General features: G+C 63.8%; 16 protein-coding genes and 2 pseudogenes. 9 read left to right on the plus strand and 9 right to left on the minus strand.

The window, feature by feature from the left end:
- The coding region (locus C501_RS0106720; protein ID WP_018134863.1) for an integrase core domain-containing protein at positions 1 to 213 on the plus strand (213 nt) is incomplete at its 5' end.
- Here C501_RS0106720 and C501_RS0106725 read toward each other — a convergent pair.
- The 4 genes from C501_RS0106725 to C501_RS0106740 form a co-directional block, all read right to left on the minus strand.
- A complete protein-coding gene (locus tag C501_RS0106725) occupies positions 189 to 1,799 on the minus strand; it encodes an alpha/beta hydrolase (protein ID WP_018134864.1) in 1,611 nt (536 codons plus the stop codon). The genes C501_RS0106720 and C501_RS0106725 overlap by 25 nt on opposite strands.
- A gap of 46 nt (positions 1,800 to 1,845) precedes the next feature.
- Positions 1,846 to 2,118, minus strand: a complete 273-nt coding sequence (locus tag C501_RS0106730) for a hypothetical protein (RefSeq protein ID WP_043568476.1) — start codon at positions 2,116 to 2,118, stop codon at positions 1,846 to 1,848.
- A gap of 2 nt (positions 2,119 to 2,120) precedes the next feature.
- Positions 2,121 to 2,405 (minus strand): hypothetical protein, encoded by a 285-nt coding sequence (locus C501_RS0106735; RefSeq protein WP_018134866.1) that lies wholly within the window; start codon positions 2,403 to 2,405, stop codon positions 2,121 to 2,123.
- Between the two features lie 146 nt (positions 2,406 to 2,551).
- Positions 2,552 to 3,973 carry an NAD(P)H-quinone dehydrogenase gene (locus tag C501_RS0106740; RefSeq protein WP_018134867.1) on the minus strand — a complete coding sequence of 474 codons (1,422 nt, stop codon included), beginning with the start codon at positions 3,971 to 3,973 and terminating at the stop codon, positions 2,552 to 2,554.
- Positions 3,974 to 4,187: 214 nt separating this feature from the next.
- Here C501_RS0106740 and C501_RS0106745 point away from each other — a divergent pair, with 214 nt between their 5' ends.
- The 5 genes and pseudogenes from C501_RS0106745 to C501_RS0106760 all read left to right on the plus strand — a co-directional run bounded on the left by C501_RS0106745 (position 4,188) and on the right by C501_RS0106760 (position 9,438).
- Positions 4,188 to 5,039: a purine-nucleoside phosphorylase gene (locus C501_RS0106745; RefSeq protein ID WP_018134868.1), complete on the plus strand. Its 852-nt coding sequence runs from the start codon at positions 4,188 to 4,190 to the stop codon at positions 5,037 to 5,039.
- 77 nt (positions 5,040 to 5,116) lie between these two features.
- Positions 5,117 to 6,907, plus strand: a pseudogene (locus C501_RS12735) (phospho-sugar mutase); the annotation flags it as partial.
- 99 nt (positions 6,908 to 7,006) lie between these two features.
- Positions 7,007 to 7,660, plus strand: a pseudogene (gene deoC, locus C501_RS14750) (deoxyribose-phosphate aldolase); the annotation flags it as partial.
- 62 nt (positions 7,661 to 7,722) lie between these two features.
- A complete protein-coding gene (locus tag C501_RS12740; RefSeq protein ID WP_018134870.1) occupies positions 7,723 to 7,995 on the plus strand; it encodes a hypothetical protein in 273 nt (90 codons plus the stop codon).
- 6 nt (positions 7,996 to 8,001) lie between these two features.
- Positions 8,002 to 9,438, plus strand: coding sequence for a mycothione reductase (locus tag C501_RS0106760; RefSeq protein ID WP_018134871.1), 1,437 nt, complete (start codon positions 8,002 to 8,004; stop codon positions 9,436 to 9,438).
- Between the two features lie 45 nt (positions 9,439 to 9,483).
- On the opposite strand, the gene mfd is transcribed toward C501_RS0106760, so the two are convergent.
- Positions 9,484 to 13,185 (minus strand): transcription-repair coupling factor, encoded by a 3,702-nt coding sequence (gene mfd / locus C501_RS0106765; RefSeq protein WP_018134872.1) that lies wholly within the window; start codon positions 13,183 to 13,185, stop codon positions 9,484 to 9,486.
- Between the two features lie 169 nt (positions 13,186 to 13,354).
- On the opposite strand from mfd, the gene C501_RS0106770 reads away from it, so the two are divergent.
- From C501_RS0106770 to nhaA, 3 genes are all read left to right on the plus strand, one after another.
- Positions 13,355 to 13,888, plus strand: coding sequence for a DUF2505 domain-containing protein (locus C501_RS0106770; RefSeq protein ID WP_026174696.1), 534 nt, complete (start codon positions 13,355 to 13,357; stop codon positions 13,886 to 13,888).
- Positions 13,885 to 14,106, plus strand: a complete 222-nt coding sequence (locus tag C501_RS0106775) for an SCO4848 family membrane protein (protein WP_018134874.1) — start codon at positions 13,885 to 13,887, stop codon at positions 14,104 to 14,106. Before C501_RS0106770 ends, C501_RS0106775 begins: the two co-directional genes overlap by 4 nt.
- Before the next feature lie 133 nt (positions 14,107 to 14,239).
- Entirely contained in the window at positions 14,240 to 15,559 is a 1,320-nt protein-coding gene (gene nhaA / locus C501_RS0106780) for a Na+/H+ antiporter NhaA (protein ID WP_018134875.1), read from the plus strand.
- Positions 15,560 to 15,637: 78 nt separating this feature from the next.
- On the opposite strand, the gene C501_RS13565 is transcribed toward nhaA, so the two are convergent.
- The 4 genes from C501_RS13565 to C501_RS0106800 are packed head-to-tail and all read right to left on the minus strand — an operon-like array spanning position 15,638 to position 19,369.
- The gene (locus C501_RS13565) at positions 15,638 to 16,840 is read right to left on the minus strand and encodes a signal peptidase I (protein ID WP_018134876.1); all 1,203 of its coding nucleotides are present in this window, start codon (positions 16,838 to 16,840) and stop codon (positions 15,638 to 15,640) included.
- The gene (locus C501_RS0106790) at positions 16,837 to 17,463 is read right to left on the minus strand and encodes a SipW-dependent-type signal peptide-containing protein (protein WP_156807677.1); all 627 of its coding nucleotides are present in this window, start codon (positions 17,461 to 17,463) and stop codon (positions 16,837 to 16,839) included. The genes C501_RS13565 and C501_RS0106790 overlap by 4 nt, the downstream gene beginning before the upstream one ends.
- On the minus strand, positions 17,460 to 18,767 hold the full coding sequence (locus C501_RS13570; protein WP_018134878.1) for a signal peptidase I: 1,308 nt from the start codon (positions 18,765 to 18,767) through the stop codon (positions 17,460 to 17,462). Before C501_RS13570 ends, C501_RS0106790 begins: the two co-directional genes overlap by 4 nt.
- A complete protein-coding gene (locus C501_RS0106800) occupies positions 18,764 to 19,369 on the minus strand; it encodes a hypothetical protein (RefSeq protein WP_018134879.1) in 606 nt (201 codons plus the stop codon). The genes C501_RS13570 and C501_RS0106800 overlap by 4 nt, the downstream gene beginning before the upstream one ends.
- Positions 19,370 to 19,378 lie beyond the last annotated feature (9 nt).

Consider the following 19,378-nt stretch of genomic DNA (forward strand, 5'->3'; position numbering starts at 1 on the left):
GGAGCTGGCGATAACGCGAGCATGGAGAGTTTCTTCAGCCTGCTTCAGAAGAACGTGCTCAACACGAGATGCTGGAACACTCGCGCTGACCTCCGCCTCGCGATCGTTTCCTGGATCGAAACGAAGTACAACCGAAGACGCCGGCAACGCGGCCTCGGCAAACTCACTCCCGTAGAGTTTGAGACGATCTACACGGACGCGAAAGCGGCCTGATCACCCCAAACCCCAACTGTCAACCAAACCCGGGACAGACCCTGCCCGTTCGTAGGTTTCAAGTACTCTCCGGTCTGCGGATCCAAGCCGCCCTCAGAAGAGAAATTGATCCCACCGAACCAATCATCTGAAGGAGAATGGCGACGGTACCCGCCAAGACCCGGAAATATGCTGAGAGCACCAGCGGTACCGACGCCAAGTGGGGCGACTCGATCCGCACTGGCCTGGGTGACATACACCGCGGGAGAGCCTTCCGGCGTTTTAGCCACCTTGAGTGCAGCGGCGTTCTCAATCTGATTCGAATCAATACCCGCCGAGCCGAAGAACGTTACGGTATCTACGGAGTACCGGACTTTCATCAATGCATCAGCACTTGCCATAGTGCCGTATGAATGAGCGAGCAGATTGACGCTGGGCAGTGGCGCCGAACCACCAGAACGCGTATCCCGGAAACCATCCAGAGCCGCGGCAAGACGGTCGCCCCCGGCCCGAGCTTGATCGGTCAAGCCCACATCAAGGGTTCCCAAACTTCCCGGCTTATCCGGAGTTTCATAACCGATCCAGGAAACCACCGCCAAATTTCCATCTGCCTTATTCAAGATTTGACCGGCATATACCTGTGCCTCATAAAGATCGAGAGCAGAATCAGTCCAGGAGTCGATGCCATCAGCCAATGTCGTCCCCATCCCCGGGATATTCCAAGTGACATTGATCGCGGTATCCATATCACCAATTGCAATAGCACCTAACGGCTTTCCGCCCCACTGGAGATCGAGTGAAATAAGCGCACGATCCGACAGGAGTTTGCCGTCGCGATCCTGAGGCTTATTACGCACCGCCCCGAGCGCCGTCCGCACATCGTCGCTAGTCTTCGGATCAGCAAGGATGTTCTCCATATTGATCCGATTAGCCTGAGCGCGCTGCCGGTAACTGATGCCATTGAGGTTGCCGATGATCCCGGGAACCATCAGGATCAGCGCGCCCTGCTCCTGCACCCCCAATCTTTGCCACCAGGAACGCACCCAAGCCACTTCTTCGGCGGTCCTCGCAACGGCCAGCGGGTTGCGCGCCTGGCCCTGGTTTCGCATTTGATACAGCGCGAGCCGGGCAGGGCTGAGCGCGCTCAAGGCGCTCAGATACTCCGCTCGAGCAAAGTCATCGCCCGCGTCGATGCGGTCCCGGAGCTTGACCAGGGCATCGAGCTTCGCTCCCGCACTCGGGGCCAGCAGGGCCGCCAGGGAGCCGGCACCGACGGGAATATCACCTTCCAGCCCCGCCTTCGCCAGCGCATCAGAGGCCGGAGTGATCACTAACTGAGCGGCAACCCGGTCGGATTCCGCCCGGTACCGTTCACGGAGATCATCAGCGCGCCGTCTGAGCGCTTCCAGCAGGTTCTGCGCCTCGTCGATGGCGGCGTAGAACCTGGTCTCCAGAAACGCGTTATCCACCACCCCGGGTGCCACGGCAAGAGTTGCCCGGAGCGCGAGGCCGATCAGTGGCGCGCCTTCTCCACTGGCATCGATGGCTTCTTCCTGGACCCGCCGCAACTGTTGCCGGGCGGTATCCAGTTCATCCTGTGCTTGCATCGCTTGCGCATGCAGCCGGTCCGCCTCACCCTGGAAGTCACCAAGGCTATTGACCCAGCCAGCCAGCCAGCCCCTCTGCGCAGGAGACGCAGTCTCCTCGATACAGCTCTACCAGAGCAATATCCCGGCTCAACAACTCCCGCGCAGCATCAACGGTGGCACCCTCCCCGGAGATATCGGGGCCTCGCAAGAGCTGCGCGGCCTCGTCGAGCAAGGAGACATTCTGCGCCCAGGCACGCTGAGCCCTGAAAACATCGTCAAGATCACCCGGAGCCGGGTCCGTGCCACCGAGCAATGACCAATCCCATGGACGCCCCATAATCAGTTACCCCCTGCGTCCGCGGCAAGAGCTGCCAGGCCATCATCGGCCCGGGTAAAAGCTTGTACAACCTCGATGAGCTGCTGCCCATCGATGATCACGGCTTCGGCCAGCGCACGCCCCGTGTTCGCCCACACCGACGCCGCCTCATCAGCGGCCCTTCTGAGCGACTCGCCGCCGAGGTCACCGTGCACGATGATCTTGAGCCCACCGAGGGGCTCACCGGCTTGCCGCGTGGCCTGACTGGCGGCATCGAAAGCATCCCGCTCGATGCGTAAGTTCGCCATCCGCCCCTCTTGCCACGACGCTGTAGCCTGCAAGCCGACTCTCATCTAATAATAAAAACTTATTATTAATTAGATGAGAGCTTACCCAGAAGCTGATATTAAGGTCAAGAGTCAGTAGCCGGTGACTCGTTAGTCAGCGGCCGGGCTCACATCCGCACGTGCAGCCGGCGGGCGGCTTCGGAGATGGAACCGGAGAGCGAGGGGTAGACGGTGAAGGTGGAGGCGACGTCGTCCACATGCAGTTTCTGGGTGACCGCGAGCGCGATCGGGAAGATCAGCTCCGAGGCATTCGCCCCGACCACCACGCCGCCGATCACCGTGCCGGAGCCTTTACGGGCGATGATCTTGACGAAGCCGTCTTGGGCATTGCGCATTTTGGCCCGGGCGTTGGTGTGCAGGGACAGCTTGACCACATCGCCCTGATAGCGGCCGGAGGCGAGATCCGCCTCGGAGACGCCCACTGTGGCGATCTCCGGCGAGGTGAAGATATTGGAGGCTACCTGGTTCAGCTTGAGCGGGCGGACACTATCCCCCAGCAGGTGGGCTATGGCGATCCGGCCCTGCATTGCAGCGACCGATGCCAGGGGCAGCACTCCGGTGCAGTCCCCCGCAGCGTAGATATGCGGCACCGAGGTGCGTGAGACAGCATCGACCTTGATGTAGCCGCCTTCGGTCCTCACCACCCCGACCTCTTCCAAGCCGATCCCCTCGGTATTCGGGATCGATCCGACGCAGACCAGGCAGTGTGTGCCCTCGATCTTCCTGCCATCGGACAGGGTGACCACAACACCGTCGCCATCAGCGATGCGCTCCACCGACTCCGCCCGGGAGCGGGAGAGCACGGTCATACCGCGCCGTTCGAAGACCTGCTCCAAGACTTCGGCAGCGTCCTTATCCTCACCGGGCAGCACCTGATCCCTCGAGGAGATGAGCGTTACCTTGGAGCCTAGCCCGGTGTAGGCCGAGGCGAATTCCGCTCCGGTCACCCCAGAGCCCACCACGATCAATTCTTCGGGCAGCTCGGTGAGGTTGTAGATCTGGGCCCAGTTCAGAATCCGCTCGCCATCCGGCTTGGGCGTGGGCAGTTCCCGCGGATGCGCACCGACTGCCAGCAGGATCGCATCCGCCCGGATCTGCTCGGTCCGGATCTCACCACTGCTGTTCGCCGAAGTGACTTCCACGGTGTGTTGATCAATGAGTCGGCCTTCACCGGAGACCAGCCGGACTCCGCTCTGCACGAGTGCGGCACGGATATCCGCGGACTGCTCTTGGGCCAGGCCGAGCAGCCTGCTGTTGACCTGCTTGAGGTCCGCGCGCATGAGCGGAACCGCATCGGCATCCACGTCCTGAGGTGATTCTGCCCCCACTTCGAAGTGCACGCCCAGGTCGGTGGCCGCCTCGAAGCGATTCATCACATCCGCCGTCGCGATCAGGGTTTTAGAGGGCACCACATCGGTGAGCACCGCGGAACCGCCGAGGCCCGCGCGTTCCACCACGGTGACCTTGGCACCGAGGGAAGCGGCAACCATCGCCGATTCGTAACCGCCCGGGCCGCCGCCCAGGATCATCAGGGATGGGCTTGCGATAGCACTGGATGCAGAGTCCGTCACGCTCCCCATTCTGGACCATCCTCCAGGCCGAGCCAAGCCAAGCCCAGATGGCGGCCAAACCTCAGCAGGCGATACTGCGGAGCGCCCGGAGAAAAACCGGACCGAAAACAAGTAGATTTAGCCCGTGAACTCTGCTGATCCAAAAAACGCTGAACCAATGAACGTTGAATCAATGGGCTCCGCACCGACGGACGCGGCATCAACGGCCGCGGCCCGAACCGCCTGCATCGTGGACCCCGAAGCGCTGGCCACCGAGGCCGCACGCGTCATCGCGGACCGCACCGGCGTGCCCAGCCACGATATCGCCCTGGTCCTGGGCTCGGGCTGGGGCGGTGCCGCCGATCTCATCGGTGAGACCACCGCGGTACTGGATGCCAGCGAGGTCCCCGGCTTCTCCGCTTCCGGCGTCCCCGGGCACTCCGGCACGCTGCGCTCCATCCGCACCCCCGGTGGGAAGCACGCCCTGGTTCTCGGCGCCCGCACCCACTATTACGAAGGCAAGGGCGTCCGCGCGGTAGTGCACGGCGTGCGCACTGCTGCCGCCGCCGGGGCGAAGACCCTGATCCTGACCAACGGCTGCGGCGGGCTCAATCCGGAGTGGGCGCCGGGAACTCCGGTGCTGATCTCGGATCACATCAATCTCACCGCGACGTCCCCGCTCGAAGGAGCCACCTTCGTCGATCTGACCGACCTCTACTCGCCCCGGCTGCGTCAGCTGGCCCGGGAGATCGATCCGGGTCTGGCCGAAGGCGTCTATGCGCAGTTCACCGGGCCGCATTACGAAACCCCGGCAGAGGTCCAGTATGCGCAGCGGATCGGGGCCGATTTAGTGGGTATGTCCACAGCGCTGGAGGCGATCGCCGCCCGGCACGCCGGGATGGAAGTCTTCGGAATCTCCCTGGTCACGAACCTGGCCGCAGGGATCTCCGCCACCCCGCTGAGCCATGACGAGGTCATCGAAGCAGGGCGAGACGCCGGCCCTCGGATCTCCGCGCTGCTGGCAGAGGTCATCGGCCGGCTCTGAGTACTGGTTCCGCTCTGGCTTTTTCTACTTCTAGTTCTACTTCGCCCAGATTAAGAAGCTGACGTTAGGCTGCTGTGATGGAAACTGTGGACACCGAACTGGTGCGCCAGGCCCAGGTGTGGGCTGAGAACGACCCGGACCAAGCGATGGCCGAAGAGCTGCACGGCATGATCGAGGCCCTCAGCATCGCCGATGCGGACCCCGCTCTGGCTCAACAGGCCTGGGCGGAGATCAAGGACGCTTTCGACAGCCGGCTCGAGTTCGGCACGGCTGGCCTGCGCGGCGCCTTGGGTGCCGGCCCGCGACGGATGAACCGCGTGGTGGTCCGCCAGACCGCGGCCGGGCTGGCAGCTTTCCTCCTGGATCAGGCAGATCGCGCGGAGACGGGGTACCGACCGCGCATCGTGATCGGCTTCGATGCGCGCCGCTACTCTGACGTCTTCGCCGCCGAAAGCGCCGCGATCTTCACCGCGGCCGGGCTGGAAACCTTCGTGCTGCCGGCGCCTCTGCCCACCCCGGTGCTGGCGTTCGCGGTTCGCGCGCTCGGCTGCGAAGCCGGTGTCATGGTGACCGCCAGCCACAACCCCGCCCAGGACAACGGCTACAAGGTCTACCTGGGCGGCCGGGCCCTGGATGCGGCAGAAGAAGCCGGACGCGGGGCCCAGATTGTCCCGCCCTACGATGATGAGATCGCAGAGCAGATCGCCCGGGTTGCGGCACAGCCGTTAGCGGAGATCCAGCTCGCTGAAAACGGGTGGCAGACCGTCCCGGAAGAGATCATCTCCGGCTACCGTCAGGGGCTCATCGAGCTGCTGCGCCCGGAACACTTCCCCGCCCGGCAGTTGCGGATCGTCACCACGGCATTGCACGGGGTCGGCGCAGAGACCCTGGAATCCGTCCTCACCGCAGGGGGCTTCGAAGAACTCACCCCCGTGACCGCGCAGCGCATGCCGGATCCGGCTTTTCCCACCGTGGCCTTCCCCAATCCGGAAGAACCCGGAGCGCTTGACCTGGCCTTGCAGGCCGCGGCCGAGACCGGAGCGGATCTGGTCATCGCCAATGACCCGGATGCGGACCGGGTCGCGGTCGCGGTGCCCGATGGGCGGAACTGGCGGATGCTCAGCGGCGATGAGGTCGGAGCGCTGCTCGGCGCCCATATCCTCGACCGGCTGAGCCGGGTCAGCAACGGATCCCCGGAGGCAGCGGCGGGGGCAGCGCAGGCCCCGGTCTTCGCCAGCTCCATCGTCTCCTCCCGGATGCTCGCCAAGATCGCTGAGGCCGCCGGGGGCAGCTACCTCCCGACGCTCACGGGCTTCAAGTGGATCGCCCGAGTGCCTGGGCTGGATTACGGCTACGAAGAAGCCCTGGGCTACTGCGTGGCGCCGGCTTTGGTCCGCGATAAGGACGGCATCTCCGCGGCGCTGCTACTCGCGGAACTGGCCGCCGACGCCAAGGCCTCCGGGCGGACGCTACCCCAGCTCCTGGATGATCTGGCGGTGGCGCACGGCCTCCACGAAACCGATCAGCTGAGCCTGCGCGTGGCTTCGCTCAGTTCGCTGACCGAGATGATGGAGCGGCTCCGGCAAGAGCCTCCGCAGAGCCTCGGCGGATCACCGGTACGCCAGAGCATAGACCTCGCCCAGGGGCTGGAAACGGAAACCTACCGGCTTCCCGGCACTGACGGCCTGCTCTATGAAACCGAGGCAGGCAGCCGGGTCATCGTCCGGCCCAGCGGAACCGAACCCAAGCTCAAGTGCTACTTGGAGGTGATCACACCGGTCGCAGCGGCCGATGATCTTCCCGAAGCCAGGGCAACAGCCCGCCAGGCTCTGGACGGACTGCGCGCGGAACTACTGGAAATACTGGGGCGTCCGACGACGGATAACAACCCGGAGATGGGGAACACTGCGATGAGCGATACGGTTCAACCTCAATCCACATCTGAAGCCGCCGATCTGGCCGGTTATATCGACCACACCCTGCTGAAGCCGGAAGCCGCCGAGGCAGATGTGCTGCGGATCTGCGCCGAAGCCGCCGAGTACGGCTTCGCCGCGGTCTGCGTCAATCCGATCTGGGTAAAGACCGTGCACAATGCATTGCGAAACAGCCCTGTGAAGACCTGTTCGGTAGTGGGCTTCCCACTCGGCGCGACGCCCAGCGGGGCCAAGGTCTTCGAAACCCGGGGCGCAGTCCTCGACGGCGCCGATGAGATCGATATGGTGATCGATATCGCCGCGACCCGGGCCGGTGATCGGGATGCGTTGATCGCCGATATCTCCGCGGTGGCCGAGGCAGCCCATGAAGGCGGAGCGATTCTCAAGGTCATCATCGAAACCAGCCTGCTCGATGAAACGCAGAAGATCTTCGCCTGCCAGGCTGCAGTAGCCGCCGGTGCGGATTTCGTGAAGACTTCCACCGGCTTCAACGGCGGCGGGGCCACCGCCGAAGACGTGGCTCTGATGCGCCGCACCGTGGGTCCGCAACTCGGTGTGAAAGCTTCCGGCGGTATTCGTAGCAGGGAAGATGCTGAGGCGATGATCGCAGCCGGGGCGAATCGCATCGGGGCGAGTTCCGGAGTAGCGATCGTCACCGACTCGGCAGCTCATGGCAGTGGCTACTGAACCCCGAAGCACCCGGTAGAATCTTGACGAGAAACTGGCAGAACACGAGGAGACAGGCAGATATGGCACAGCAGGATGCAGAGCCCGGCGATCTGAATCACCTCAACCAAAACAGCACCGCGAAATCCCTGGTACTGTTCGTGATCTTCTTCGCGTTCTTCCTGGGCGGTGTCTACGTACTCTCCTACGCCAGCCTCGACAATATCTGGCCTTTCATCGTCAGCCTCGTGCTCATCACGATTTCCTTTTGGGTGCCCTTGGGCATCATGGGACGCAGCGACACCGGTGCGGAAATGGTCGATACCGATCACCGCAAGCCCAACCAAGGGCACTAAACACCGATGACAGCAGAGCGGTTCGATCTCATCGTCATCGGCTCGGGCTCCGGCAACACCCTGATCACTCGGAAGTGGCTGAGCCAGGAGTCGGGACAAGGGCGCAGTAGAACCGCTGCCATCATTGACGCCGGGACCTTCGGCGGCACCTGCCTGAACGCAGGCTGCATTCCCACCAAGATGTTCGTCTACCCTGCGGGGCTGGCACGCAGCGCCGCAGTGGAAGCACCACCGCTGGGCGTGGACACTGAACTGAACGGGGTGCGCTGGCAGCAGATCCGGGATCGCATCTTCGGCCGAATCGACCCGATCTCCAGCAGCGGCCGGAATTACCGCGCAGAGGATCCGGCCGTAACACTCATCGAAGAGACCGTGCGGTTCACCGGGCCGAGAACCCTGGTCACCAGCAGCGGCCGGGTGCTCGAAGGCGGGCAGATCGTGATCGCCGCCGGATCCCATCCCGTACTGCTCGATATTCCGGGTGCCGATCTGCCCCAAGTGCACACATCGGAGACGGTGATGCGCATCGACGCCTTGCCGCAGCGCATGCTGGTGATCGGCGGCGGGGCTATAGCCGCCGAATTCGCGGCGATCTTCAGCGGCTTCGGCAGCGAGGTCACCCAGCTCATCCGCTCCCCGCAGCTCTTGGAATCGGCTGATCCACTGATCTCGCAGAAGTTCACCGCGGCGGCCGCGAAGCAGTGGCGGCTGCTGCCGGAGACCTCCGCCGATCGCATCGAAGCCGCCGGGCCGGGAACCGTGAGGGTTTTCGCTAATAACGGCTTCGCCGAAGAATTCGACCTGGTCCTGATCGCTATCGGCCGCAAGGCATCGACCGCGGCTCTGGGCGCCGATTTCGATACCCGGCCCAGTGGAGCCCTGATGGTCAATCAGTATCAGCAGGTGCTTAAAGACGGTAAGCCGGTGCCCGGCGTCTGGGCGCTGGGAGACATCACCAACGACTATCAGCTCAAGCATGTGGCCAATCACGAGGCGAGGGTCGTCGCCCACAATATGACGCATCCGGAACAGCTGGAAGCGGTTCTGCACTCCCGCTCCCTGCCACCGGTACCGGCCGCGGTCTTCACTCATCCGCAGATCGCGATGCTCGGTATGACCTCCCCGGAGGCCGAGACCTACGCTGCGGAGAACGGCATCGAGATCACCGAATACGTGCAGAGCTACGGCGATACCGCCTATGGCTGGGCCATGGAGGATACTGAATCCGTCGCGAAGGTCATCGCGGAGAAAGCCACGGGCAGGCTCCTGGGGGCGCATATCATCGGGCCGGAGGCATCCATACTGATCCAGCCGCTGATCCAGGCGATGAGTTTCAGCACGGATCTGCGGGTCTTCGCCCGGGGGCAGTACTGGATCCATCCCGCGCTCACCGAAGTCGTGGAGAACGCGGTACTGGGCCTGGACTTCGACCCGCTCGACTAACCATCGAACAGCTGAGCGGGCCGGATCAGCCTCTAGTTATTCGGGTTATTCGGGGCCGAAGATCGCGGTGAGCACCTGGGCGGCCCACTCCAGGATCGCCTCATCGCTCAGATCCTTGCCGCCGATGCGGGCGGTTTTGGGTTTCGGGATCAGGATCTGCTCCAGGGCGGGCTTCAGCAGCGACCCGGGGTACATCCGTTTCAGCCGCAGCTGCCTGGACTCCGGTAGATCCGCCGGCGCGAATTTCACGAAGTTCCCCTGCACACCGACTTCGCTCAGGCTCGCCTGGCGGACGGCGATGCGGAATCTGGCCACCGCGATGAGATTGAGCACCGGCTCCGGCGGCGCACCGTAACGATCGGTGAGCTCCTCCACAACGCCTTCGATATCAGCATCGCTGCTGGCAGCGGCGAGTTTCCGGTAGGCCTCCAGCCGCAGCCGCTCCCCCGGAACATAGTCGTGCGGCAGGTGCGCGTTCACCGGGAGCTCGATCTTCATCTCCGCGAGCTTCTCTTCGCCCTCACCACGGAATTCGGCGACTGCCTCGCCCACGAGCCGCAAGTACAGATCGAAGCCCACCCCGGCGATATGCCCGGACTGCTCGCCGCCCAGCAGGTTCCCGGCACCGCGTATCTCCAGATCCTTCATGGCCAGCTGCATACCCGCGCCGAGTTCATTATGCGTGGCGACCGCCTTGAGCCGCTCCAGCGCCACTTCGCCAAGCGGCTTCTCCGCGGGGTAGAGGAAGTAGGCGTAAGCGCGCTCCCGGCCGCGGCCCACCCGGCCGCGCAACTGATGCAGCTGCGAGAGCCCGTAATGATCCGCCCGATCCACGATGAGCGTGTTGGCGTTGGCGATATCCAGGCCGGTTTCGATGATGGTGGTGCACACGAGCACATCGAAGCGCCGCTCCCAGAAGTCGACGATGATCTGTTCGAGCCGGGATTCACCCATCTGGCCGTGCGCCACGGCGACCCGCGCCTCCGGGATGAGCTGCTGGATATGCGCTGCGGTCCGCTCAATGGAAGCCACCCGGTTGTGCACGAAGAAGACCTGCCCTTCGCGCATGAGCTCGCGCCGGATCGCAGCGGTCACCTGCTGATCGGTGAACGGTCCGACATAGGTGAGCACCGGATGCCGCTCCTCCGGCGGGGTGGCCAAGGTCGAGGTCTCGCGGATTCCGGTGAGCGACATCTCGAGGGTCCGCGGAATCGGTGTGGCGCTCATCGCGAGCACATCCACATTGGTGCGTAGCTTCTTCAACTGCTCTTTGTGCTCGACGCCGAAGCGCTGCTCCTCATCGATGATCACCAGGCCCAGGTCCTTGAACTGGACGGAACCGGAGAGCAGCCGGTGCGTGCCGATGACCACGTCCACGGTGCCGCCGGCCAGACCGTCGAGGGTCTCCTGCGCCTCTTTGGCACTCTGGAAACGGGAAAGCGAGCGCACGCGTACCGGGAAACCGGAGAAGCGGTCCGAGAACGTCTCATGGTGCTGCTGCACGAGCAGCGTCGTCGGCACGAGCACGGCGACCTGCTTGCCGTCCTGAACCGCTTTGAACGCCGCACGGACCGCGATCTCCGTTTTGCCGTAGCCGACATCACCGGAGATCAGGCGGTCCATGGGGACTTCGCGCTCCATATCGGCCTTGACCTCGTTGACGGTGGTGAGCTGATCCGGAGTCTCGATATACGGGAAGGCTTCTTCCAGCTCGCGCTGCCACGGGGTGTCCGGCCCGTAGGCGTACCCCTTGGAGGCCATTCTGGCCGAGTACAGTCGGATCAGCTCCCCGGCAATCTCCCGCACCGCGCGGCGCGCCTTGCTCTTCGTGGAGGCCCAGTCGGAGCCGCCCATCTTCGATAGCGCCGGAGCTTCACCGCCGACATACGCGCTGACCTGATCCAGCTGATCTGTCGGGACGAAGAGCCGGTCCCCCGGCGCTCCGCGCTTGGCCGGGGCGTACTCCAGCACCAGATACTCTCGGCTGCCCTGAGTGCCGGGAATCCGGCGCTGGATGAGCTCGACGAAACGGCCGATGCCGTGCTGCTCGTGCACCACGTAATCACCGGCGCGCAGTTGCAGGGGATCCACCGCATTCCGGCGTTTGGCGGGCATCTTCCGCGGCCCTCTGGCCCCGGCGATGCTGGTACGGCCCAGCAGATCCGCTTCTGTGAGCAGCCCCAGGCGGAGCCCCTCGATCACGAAACCGCGCCCGGCGGACGCGGTGGTGATCTCGATCAGCCCCGGTTGCGGAAGCTCGTCCAAGGATTCGATGCGCACCGCCGGGATATCCGCTTCATGGAACAGTTCGGCCAGCCGCTGCGCCGGGCCCGGGCCTTCGGTGACGACGACGATCCGCCAGGGATCGCCCTGCTGCTCTTCGGCGAGGCCCGTTCCGGTTCCGGTACCGCGCAGCCGCGCGCCGAGGAATTCCAGCATCTCGGCGACATTGCCCTGATAACCGTGGGGCGGGCGCGCCGGGATCTGCAGCACATCGTGCTCCGCCAGCTGCACTGCCGGTTCGGCATCACTGCCGGCACCAGCGCTGTTCAGAGCGGAGATCGCCCACCAGGACATTCCGGCGTCTTTCGCGGCGGAGCGGGTCTGCCCCAGTGAGGCGAAATTCGCTGAGGCAAGCACACCGGAGACATCGAGAGGCACTGAACCACCTTCGGAAGCATTGCTCCAGGCTGCGGTCAGGAATTCTTCATTGGTGGTTTCCAGATCGTGGGCCCGGCCCCGAATTCTCTCGGGTTCCAACAACACTGCGATCGATCCGGCAGGGAACTCGGAGACCAGCGGCACCATTCGGTCCACGAGCACCGGAGTCAGTGATTCCATGCCTTCTACCGCGAGACCCTGGGAGACCTTCTCCAGCATGTCAGCGGCAGCGGGAAAGCTCGGAACCAGTGTGGCTGCGCGATCCTGGACCGTCTGCGTGATCAGCAGCTCCCGGCAGGGCTCGGCGGTGAGTTGCTGAGGCTGCGTGAGCTCATCGGAAACCGATGCCAAGGTGCGCTGGTCCGCAACGGAGAACCAACGCATCGATTCGACTTCATCGCCGAAGAAGTCCACCCGGATGGGATGATCCTCAGTCGCCGGGAAAACATCGATAATGCCCCCACGCACCGCAAACTCGCCACGGCGGCTCACCATATCCACTCGGGAATAGGCGGCATCCGAGAGATCCTGGATGACCTGGTCGAAGGATACGAACTGCCCAACGTCAAGTTCCACCGTGGGCAACTCGGCGAGACCTGCTGCCAGTGGCTGCAGGACGGCGCGCACAGGAGCGACGACAACTCGTAGCCGCTCCTGGACCGGAACCTCAGCGGCCCCGGCGCTGCGGAGTCTACGCAGCACCGCCAGCCGCCGCCCTACAGTGTCCGAACGTGGCGAGAGCCTCTCATGCGGGAGGGTTTCCCAGCTGGGGAACTCAGCAACCGCGGCGGCGGGCAGATAAGCGCGCAGCGCAGCCACGAGGTCTTCGCTTTCGCGCCCGGTCGCGGTCACCGCCAGGAGCACGCCCGGCCCGCACCCTGCAGCCTGGCCAACAGAGTCCTGGGCGGCAGCCAGACCATCCGCGATCTCGGCGAGCAGCGCCGGCCGCAGGCCATCCGGAGCGCCGATCTGCAATCCTTCATCCTGCTCGCTACCCCGTCGGCTGGGCTCGACTTCGCTCAAAGAGCGGAGTCTAGCAAAAGCAGGGTCAGCGCCGAGGGCCTGCCGCAGTCCGTTCAATCCCATGAGCAGCTCCAGATGTGGATGTTCTGATAACAGTGCAGGTGACAGCACAATAGTCCGGAATCTTCGAGATCCGGGTGGAGGTTCCATGCTATCGGGTGCCCGGGGATCCGCCAGGTAATTTCGCCTAAGATGGAAGCCGGAAACTGCACCAGCAAGGATCGAGGAAGAGATGCCCTTGAACTCAGCAGAGTCGTTGCCAGCTCCCGTTGCACGCGTGACCGAGCTGCTGCGCAGCGAAGAGTTCATCCGGCGGGTCAGCGAAGCCACTGGTGGGTCGCTGGATTCCTTCACCCTCACCGGTGATCCGGAAGGCGCTTTCGAGCTTGGCATCACGCGTTCCTTCCCGACCAGCGAGTTGTCGGAGCTCGTGCAGAAGTTCGCCGGAGCCAGACTCAGCATCCAGCAGAACGAGACATGGGCAGCCCCAGGGGCGGATGAGTCCCGAGAGGTCAGCATCCACGCGAGCGTCTCCGGGGCGCCGGTGGAGATCGTGGCGACGCAGCGGCTGCTGCCGGACACCGCTTCAGCCGCTTCAGCCGATTCAGCCACACAATCCGCTACCCGGGTCGAAGTAGCGGGTACCGTCAGTTGCAGCATCCCTTTCCTAGGAGAGAGAATCGCCGCGGCCGCCGAGCCCGCTCTGACCGAGGCGCTGCGGCTACAGATCAGTGAAGCGCGTAAAACTTTGGAGGACATCGCATGAGCTTGCCCTTAGCCCTCAGCCTGGTACTGATTCTCGCCGGAGTCTGGTCGCTCATCGTCTGGCCACCTTTTCTGCGACGAGTCCTCAAAGATCCCCGGGCTCGGGATGAAGAGGGCCGGCCCACCCGCTTCCTAACGGTGCATCTGATGCTGGTCTCCACCTCGATGATCCTCGGCTTGGCGACCGCCGTCATCGGAATCCGCACTCTGTTGAATTGAATGCATAAGGTCACAGGAGTTTTCCCTCAGCGGCATGCATCGTAAACTGGAACGCGGTGTGCTGGGAAGTCTGGTCGGCTGACGTTCACCCAGCCTTAAAGAAGAAACTGTCCCCTTACATTAGGACTGACCTGTGACCACGCCTTCGCCAGTACGAAAGATCTTCAGCCGCGGCAGCTATCCGGAGCATTTGCGGATCAGTGCCATTCTACGCAAGGAGACTGTCGGCGGCGCTCTGCTGCTCCTCGGCACTGTCGCGGCGCTGATCTGGGCGAACTCCGGTGCCGCGGAAAGCTACTTCGCATTCCGCGAACTGAAAGTCGGTTTCCAGCCCTTCGGCCTGAAACTCGATCTGAGCCTAGGTGCCTGGGCGCAGGACGGACTTCTGGCGATCTTCTTCTTCGTCGTCGGTCTGGAGCTCAAAAGAGAATTCATCGCGGGTGATCTGCGCCGCTTCGACCGGGCCATCGTGCCCATCACCGCGGCTATCAGCGGCGTCGTCGTGCCGGCGCTGATCTACGTGCTGGTCAACCTGAACAGCCCGACCACCCTTCGCGGCTGGGCCATCCCGACCGCTACCGATATCGCTTTCGCGCTCGCGGTGCTGGCCGTGATCAGCACCCATCTGCCCTCCGCGCTGCGTACCTTCCTGCTAACCCTCGCCGTGGTCGATGACCTGCTTGCGATCACGATCATCGCCATCTTCTACGCCGACGGCGTGCAGCCGCAGTACTTGGCTTTCGCTCTGATTCCACTGGCCATCTTCACCTGGCTCGTGCAGAAACGCATCAGCAAGTGGCACCTCTTACTGCCCCTTGCCTTCATCACCTGGGTGCTGGTCCATGAATCAGGCGTGCACGCGACCGTTGCCGGCGTGCTCCTGGCCTTCGCCGTACCGGTGCTGCGTAAGGATCGCACCCCGGAGAACGGCCCCGGCATGGCAGAGCACTTAGAGCACGTCCTGCGGCCGATATCCGCCGGTGTGGCCGTGCCGATCTTCGCTTTCTTCTCCGCCGGCGTAGCCATCGGCGGCATCACCGGCTTCATCTCCGCGCTCAATGATCCCGTGGCGATCGGAGTCATCGCGGGCCTGATCCTCGGCAAGGCCATCGGCATCGTCGGCGGTACCTTCCTGGTCACCAACGTCAGCCGGGCTACGCTCGATGAAGGCCTCTCCTGGACGGACGTCATCGGCGTGGCGCTGTTGGCCGGTATCGGCTTCACCGTGTCGCTGCTGATCGGCGAGCTGGCCTTCGGCGATTCGGTCTACAACGATGACGCCAAGGTCGCGATCCTCACCGGATCGCTCACCTCAGCCCTGCTGGCCACTACCATCCTGCGGATCCGGAACAAGCATTACCGGAAGATCCAGGCGCTGGAACTCAAGGACAGCGACGGCGACGGCATTCCGGACGTCTTCAAGGAGAGCAAAATGGAGAACGGCAAGAACTGACCCGAACGGGCTCAAGACGAGTTAGATTCTATATAATTCGACTCCGCGCTCATCCGACAGTGCGCCCCCGGCTAGTCCCTAGCCGGGGGCGCACTGCGTCCGGGCTCCGAGCCCCAGCAGCACTCCCGGGTAGTTGTACACGCTGCGGGTAGCCTCACTGGAAACAGGTGAGGACCAGAGAATGTTACTGCCGTCGCTGGTCACGGTTCCGCTCGTTGTCACCACCGCGAGAATATCGATACGGAAACGCGTAGGACCACTCAGAAGCCCTAACAGCGCCCCCTCGGGACCGAAGGTGTAACTAGTGCCGGTAGTCCCGACATAGCCCATCACCTTATCCACGCTGCCATCAGTTTTCAGCCTGACCACCTGGATGGCATAGCTGCCCTCCACAGGCAGTGCCGGTGCAGGGTTCCAGGAGACGGTGGAGTTCGGGGAGCTATCCCGGCAATCGATCGCCCCGGGAACATCATTGAGCTGAGCGGCCCGAAGCACCCCGGACGTTGCGGCACTGGAATCCCCGAAAGCGGCTAAAGTACCCGTCGACGGAAAGCCCGCGAGGAGCGGCAGCGGTGCCACGGCGAGCACCGGCAACATACCGGCGGCAATCGCCCGGCCCCGGCCGCGAGTCCTGGCCTTGTGCCGGCCCTGTTCCTGCACCCGGCGCGTGGCGTGCCCGGCGGGACGTAAAACGAAGAAAACCACCAGTGCAGCGAGCGCACCCCCGGTGAAAACCGCAGCAGGACTCTGAGCGGCAGCCAGCACATAACCGGCCGCCGGAATCGAGAAGAATACGCGCTGAGCATCCTGTACGGGGTAGGCCGTGGGATCAGGAAGCGGATTAGCGTCTCCTTTGAGCTGAAGCACCGCCCCTGCCTCCGGTGCTGTGCCCTGCCTGTTCGACGGGTGCTCGATGCTGAGCACCCGGTGCGTGATCCGCTGACCGCTGGCATTGATCACGCTCACGACGTCCCCGGGCTGGAGCTCGTTAGCCGGAACAGTGCGCACCAGTGCCAATGCGCCGATATCAAGTTCCGGAGCCATGGATCCGGAATGGAAAATCACCGGGGTCGTGCCCGTCAGCATCAGCAGTAGTACGGCGAGAAGAGAAAATCCACCGAGCACCGCGGCCGCACTCAGCAACAGACTGCAGATCCGGCGCAGTGCCCGATACACGGTCTCAGGTGCTCTGCCGGCAGAGTGCTTTCGACCCAGAGATCTCGGCCGGAGATCTTCTTGGCGCACCGTAGTCCCGGCACGCACCGCTTCATCGGCTTTCATCGCTGTACCGCGGCGAAATTGAAGACCATACTGGCACTCTGGTTCTGCAGGCTGCTAGGAGCACTGGCGTCGAGCCACGCCCGGACGCACAGCGGTTCGCTGGCACCGGCACTGAGCGTTCGTGCCGCAGTGGCGGCCGCACCCGCTTTACCGCTGTAGATCTGCCCGGTGCTCGTCGTCGCGGTGCAAGTGGCCGTGGCGTAGATGCCGATATTCAGTCCAGCGGTATCGGCGGCCAGGGCTCCGCTGCCACTCACCGCGATAGTGTAGCCGAAGTCCAAGGTACCGCCGTTAGACACCGTGAGCTGTTTGAATACCGCGGCACCACCCGGCAGCATATTGCTCCCGCTGAAGTCACTGAAGGAGTAGGGCTGGTTGAGCCCGACAGCACCCAGCATCGAAGCAGAGCTCTGCTTGAGCGTCAGGTCGATAGTTCCCGCAGCGAAGTTCCCCGAGGTCACGGTGCTGGTGTCTTGCCAGGCGGCTAAGGTTCCCACCGCACCGAAGCTTGCGAAAACGCCCAGGGCCAGCACTGAGCGCACTTGGAGGGAATGCTGGGTGAGCCACTTGCGCCATCCTGCGCCCGTGAGCGCATGGCGACCACGTTGTCCTCGGACCATCATCTGATTCCTCTTCTCCTCTGGTAGCGGCCTGCCGCGGACTTCCCACTCCTGGCCAGGAGCATTCCGACGATCAGAAGTGCACCGGCGCCCAGTATCCATACGTTGCCCGGCCAACCCGTGCCGGCGAGCGCCGAACCCTCTGAGGCCGCCGGGGGTGCTGGATTTCCTGAATTGGTTGTGGACGCGGACACGTCCTGCCGCAAGCCGAGATCGGGCCCGAGCGGCAGCGACAGCATCTGGGTTTCCGGACCAGCTTCTTCTTTGAGGTGCACCGTCAGGACGATGCGCTCGACGGCCCCCGCGGCTACCGGGAAGAGCACCTGGCCGCTGTCATCCAGGCGATGCGAGGCACCCCGGGCGGTGGCAGTCACTACGAGGTCTCCCGAGGCGATGCGGGAGCGCCAGGTCTGAGCACTGAGTACAGCCGTGAGATCAGCCGGAGCGGCGGAGGCATTCCGCACCCAGAAATCCCTGGTCAACTGCTCTCCTGGTATCAGCCGCTGCCCCTCGGGCAGAACAGCCTCGGTCAGAGCCGGGCCCCACACGGCACCGTCATTGCTCAGCTCCAGGCGCTCCGCAGGTGCCGCCTGTGCAGCAGGGGCCGCATTCCAGAATCCGGAAGAACCGGTTCCGAGCGCAATAAGCAGCAGGGCAGGTACGGCTGCGCGATGCCGGGACTGCTGCTTTTGACCACTTTTGCTTTGGTTCCGCAGCCCGTCCCGCGCAGCCCCTAGGCCCATCCCTGCCGCATATCCAAAGAGGGCAGTCACCGATACCACCAGCAGCGTCGGCTTCCAGGGGTTCACCGCCGCGCTAAGATAACCCAGCCAGGGCAAGGAGTACCAGAGTTCACCGCGGACTTGCACGGCGCGTACGGCTTGCGAATCAACGCTCTGGTTGGCATCTCCCTGCGTGAGGAATCGGCGCTCGCCAGCCCCCGCACCCACGAGCATCCCGATCACCCGATGAGTGACGAGCTCCGGCTCACCGGAACGCAGCTGATAGCTGATCACGGTGCCGAGGCCGATCTCCTCCGGGCTGATCGGCTTGATGACGGCGAGGTCACCGGGCTGCAGCAAAGGGCGCATCGAACCGCTCAGAACGGTCAGGGATTCTCCACCGACCATACGCGGCGCGATCACCGTGACGGCGAGCAGAACAAGAAGCACCAACAGGAGGCACCAGGCGAAGATCCGGCTCAGCCGATGCAAGGGCCCGCGCCGGCTGCCCCCTGCGGCTAGACCCCGGGGTGCCCCTTCTTTGTCCTCGGCAGGGACACTGTCGATAACGGCTTGCGCGGTCATGAGCTCTGCTCCGCTAGAAACCCGAAGCTCAGCTGGAAGTTCGCCGGGCCACCGGGCTGCGATGCGCTCCCGGGCAATTGCCCTTGCAGGCAGAGGAAAAGCGATTCGCCCAGAGCCAGGCGCGGAGTCCGAGTGAAAGCGGCACCGCCCCCTTGCGGGCCCTGGTAGAGGATCTCGCCGCTACTCACTGCGGTGCCCGTGGGGCAGCCGTTCGCGTCGTTCACCAACCGTATGGTGAGCTGGAACTGATCGAGTAGAAGCGAGCCCTGAGCGTTGGCGATGCCCCGGATCCCGGAGAGATTGACCGTGAACGGGGTGCTCCCGGCGTTCTTGATCACTACGGCTGCTTGCCGGGTGGCACCGGGGGCCAGGGAATCCGCAGAGAACTCGCTGAGCTGGAAGTCTTTGCTCTGACGCGTTGTATTGCCGTTGAGTACCATCAGGTTCCCCGTGCTGATGCTGCCTGGGGAGATCCGGCTCTGGGCCTGCCAGAGCGCAGCTGTGCTGTCCAGAGTGGAGAGCATCACGCTGGTCACGGCGAGAACAGCGGTTGCAGCGACGGCTGCAAGCACTGGGAAACGGCGTATCCGGAAGACTTTCATGATCTCAGC

This window comes from Acaricomes phytoseiuli DSM 14247, from assembly GCF_000376245.1.
GTDB classification, from domain to species: Bacteria; Actinomycetota; Actinomycetes; order Actinomycetales; family Micrococcaceae; genus Renibacterium; species Renibacterium phytoseiuli.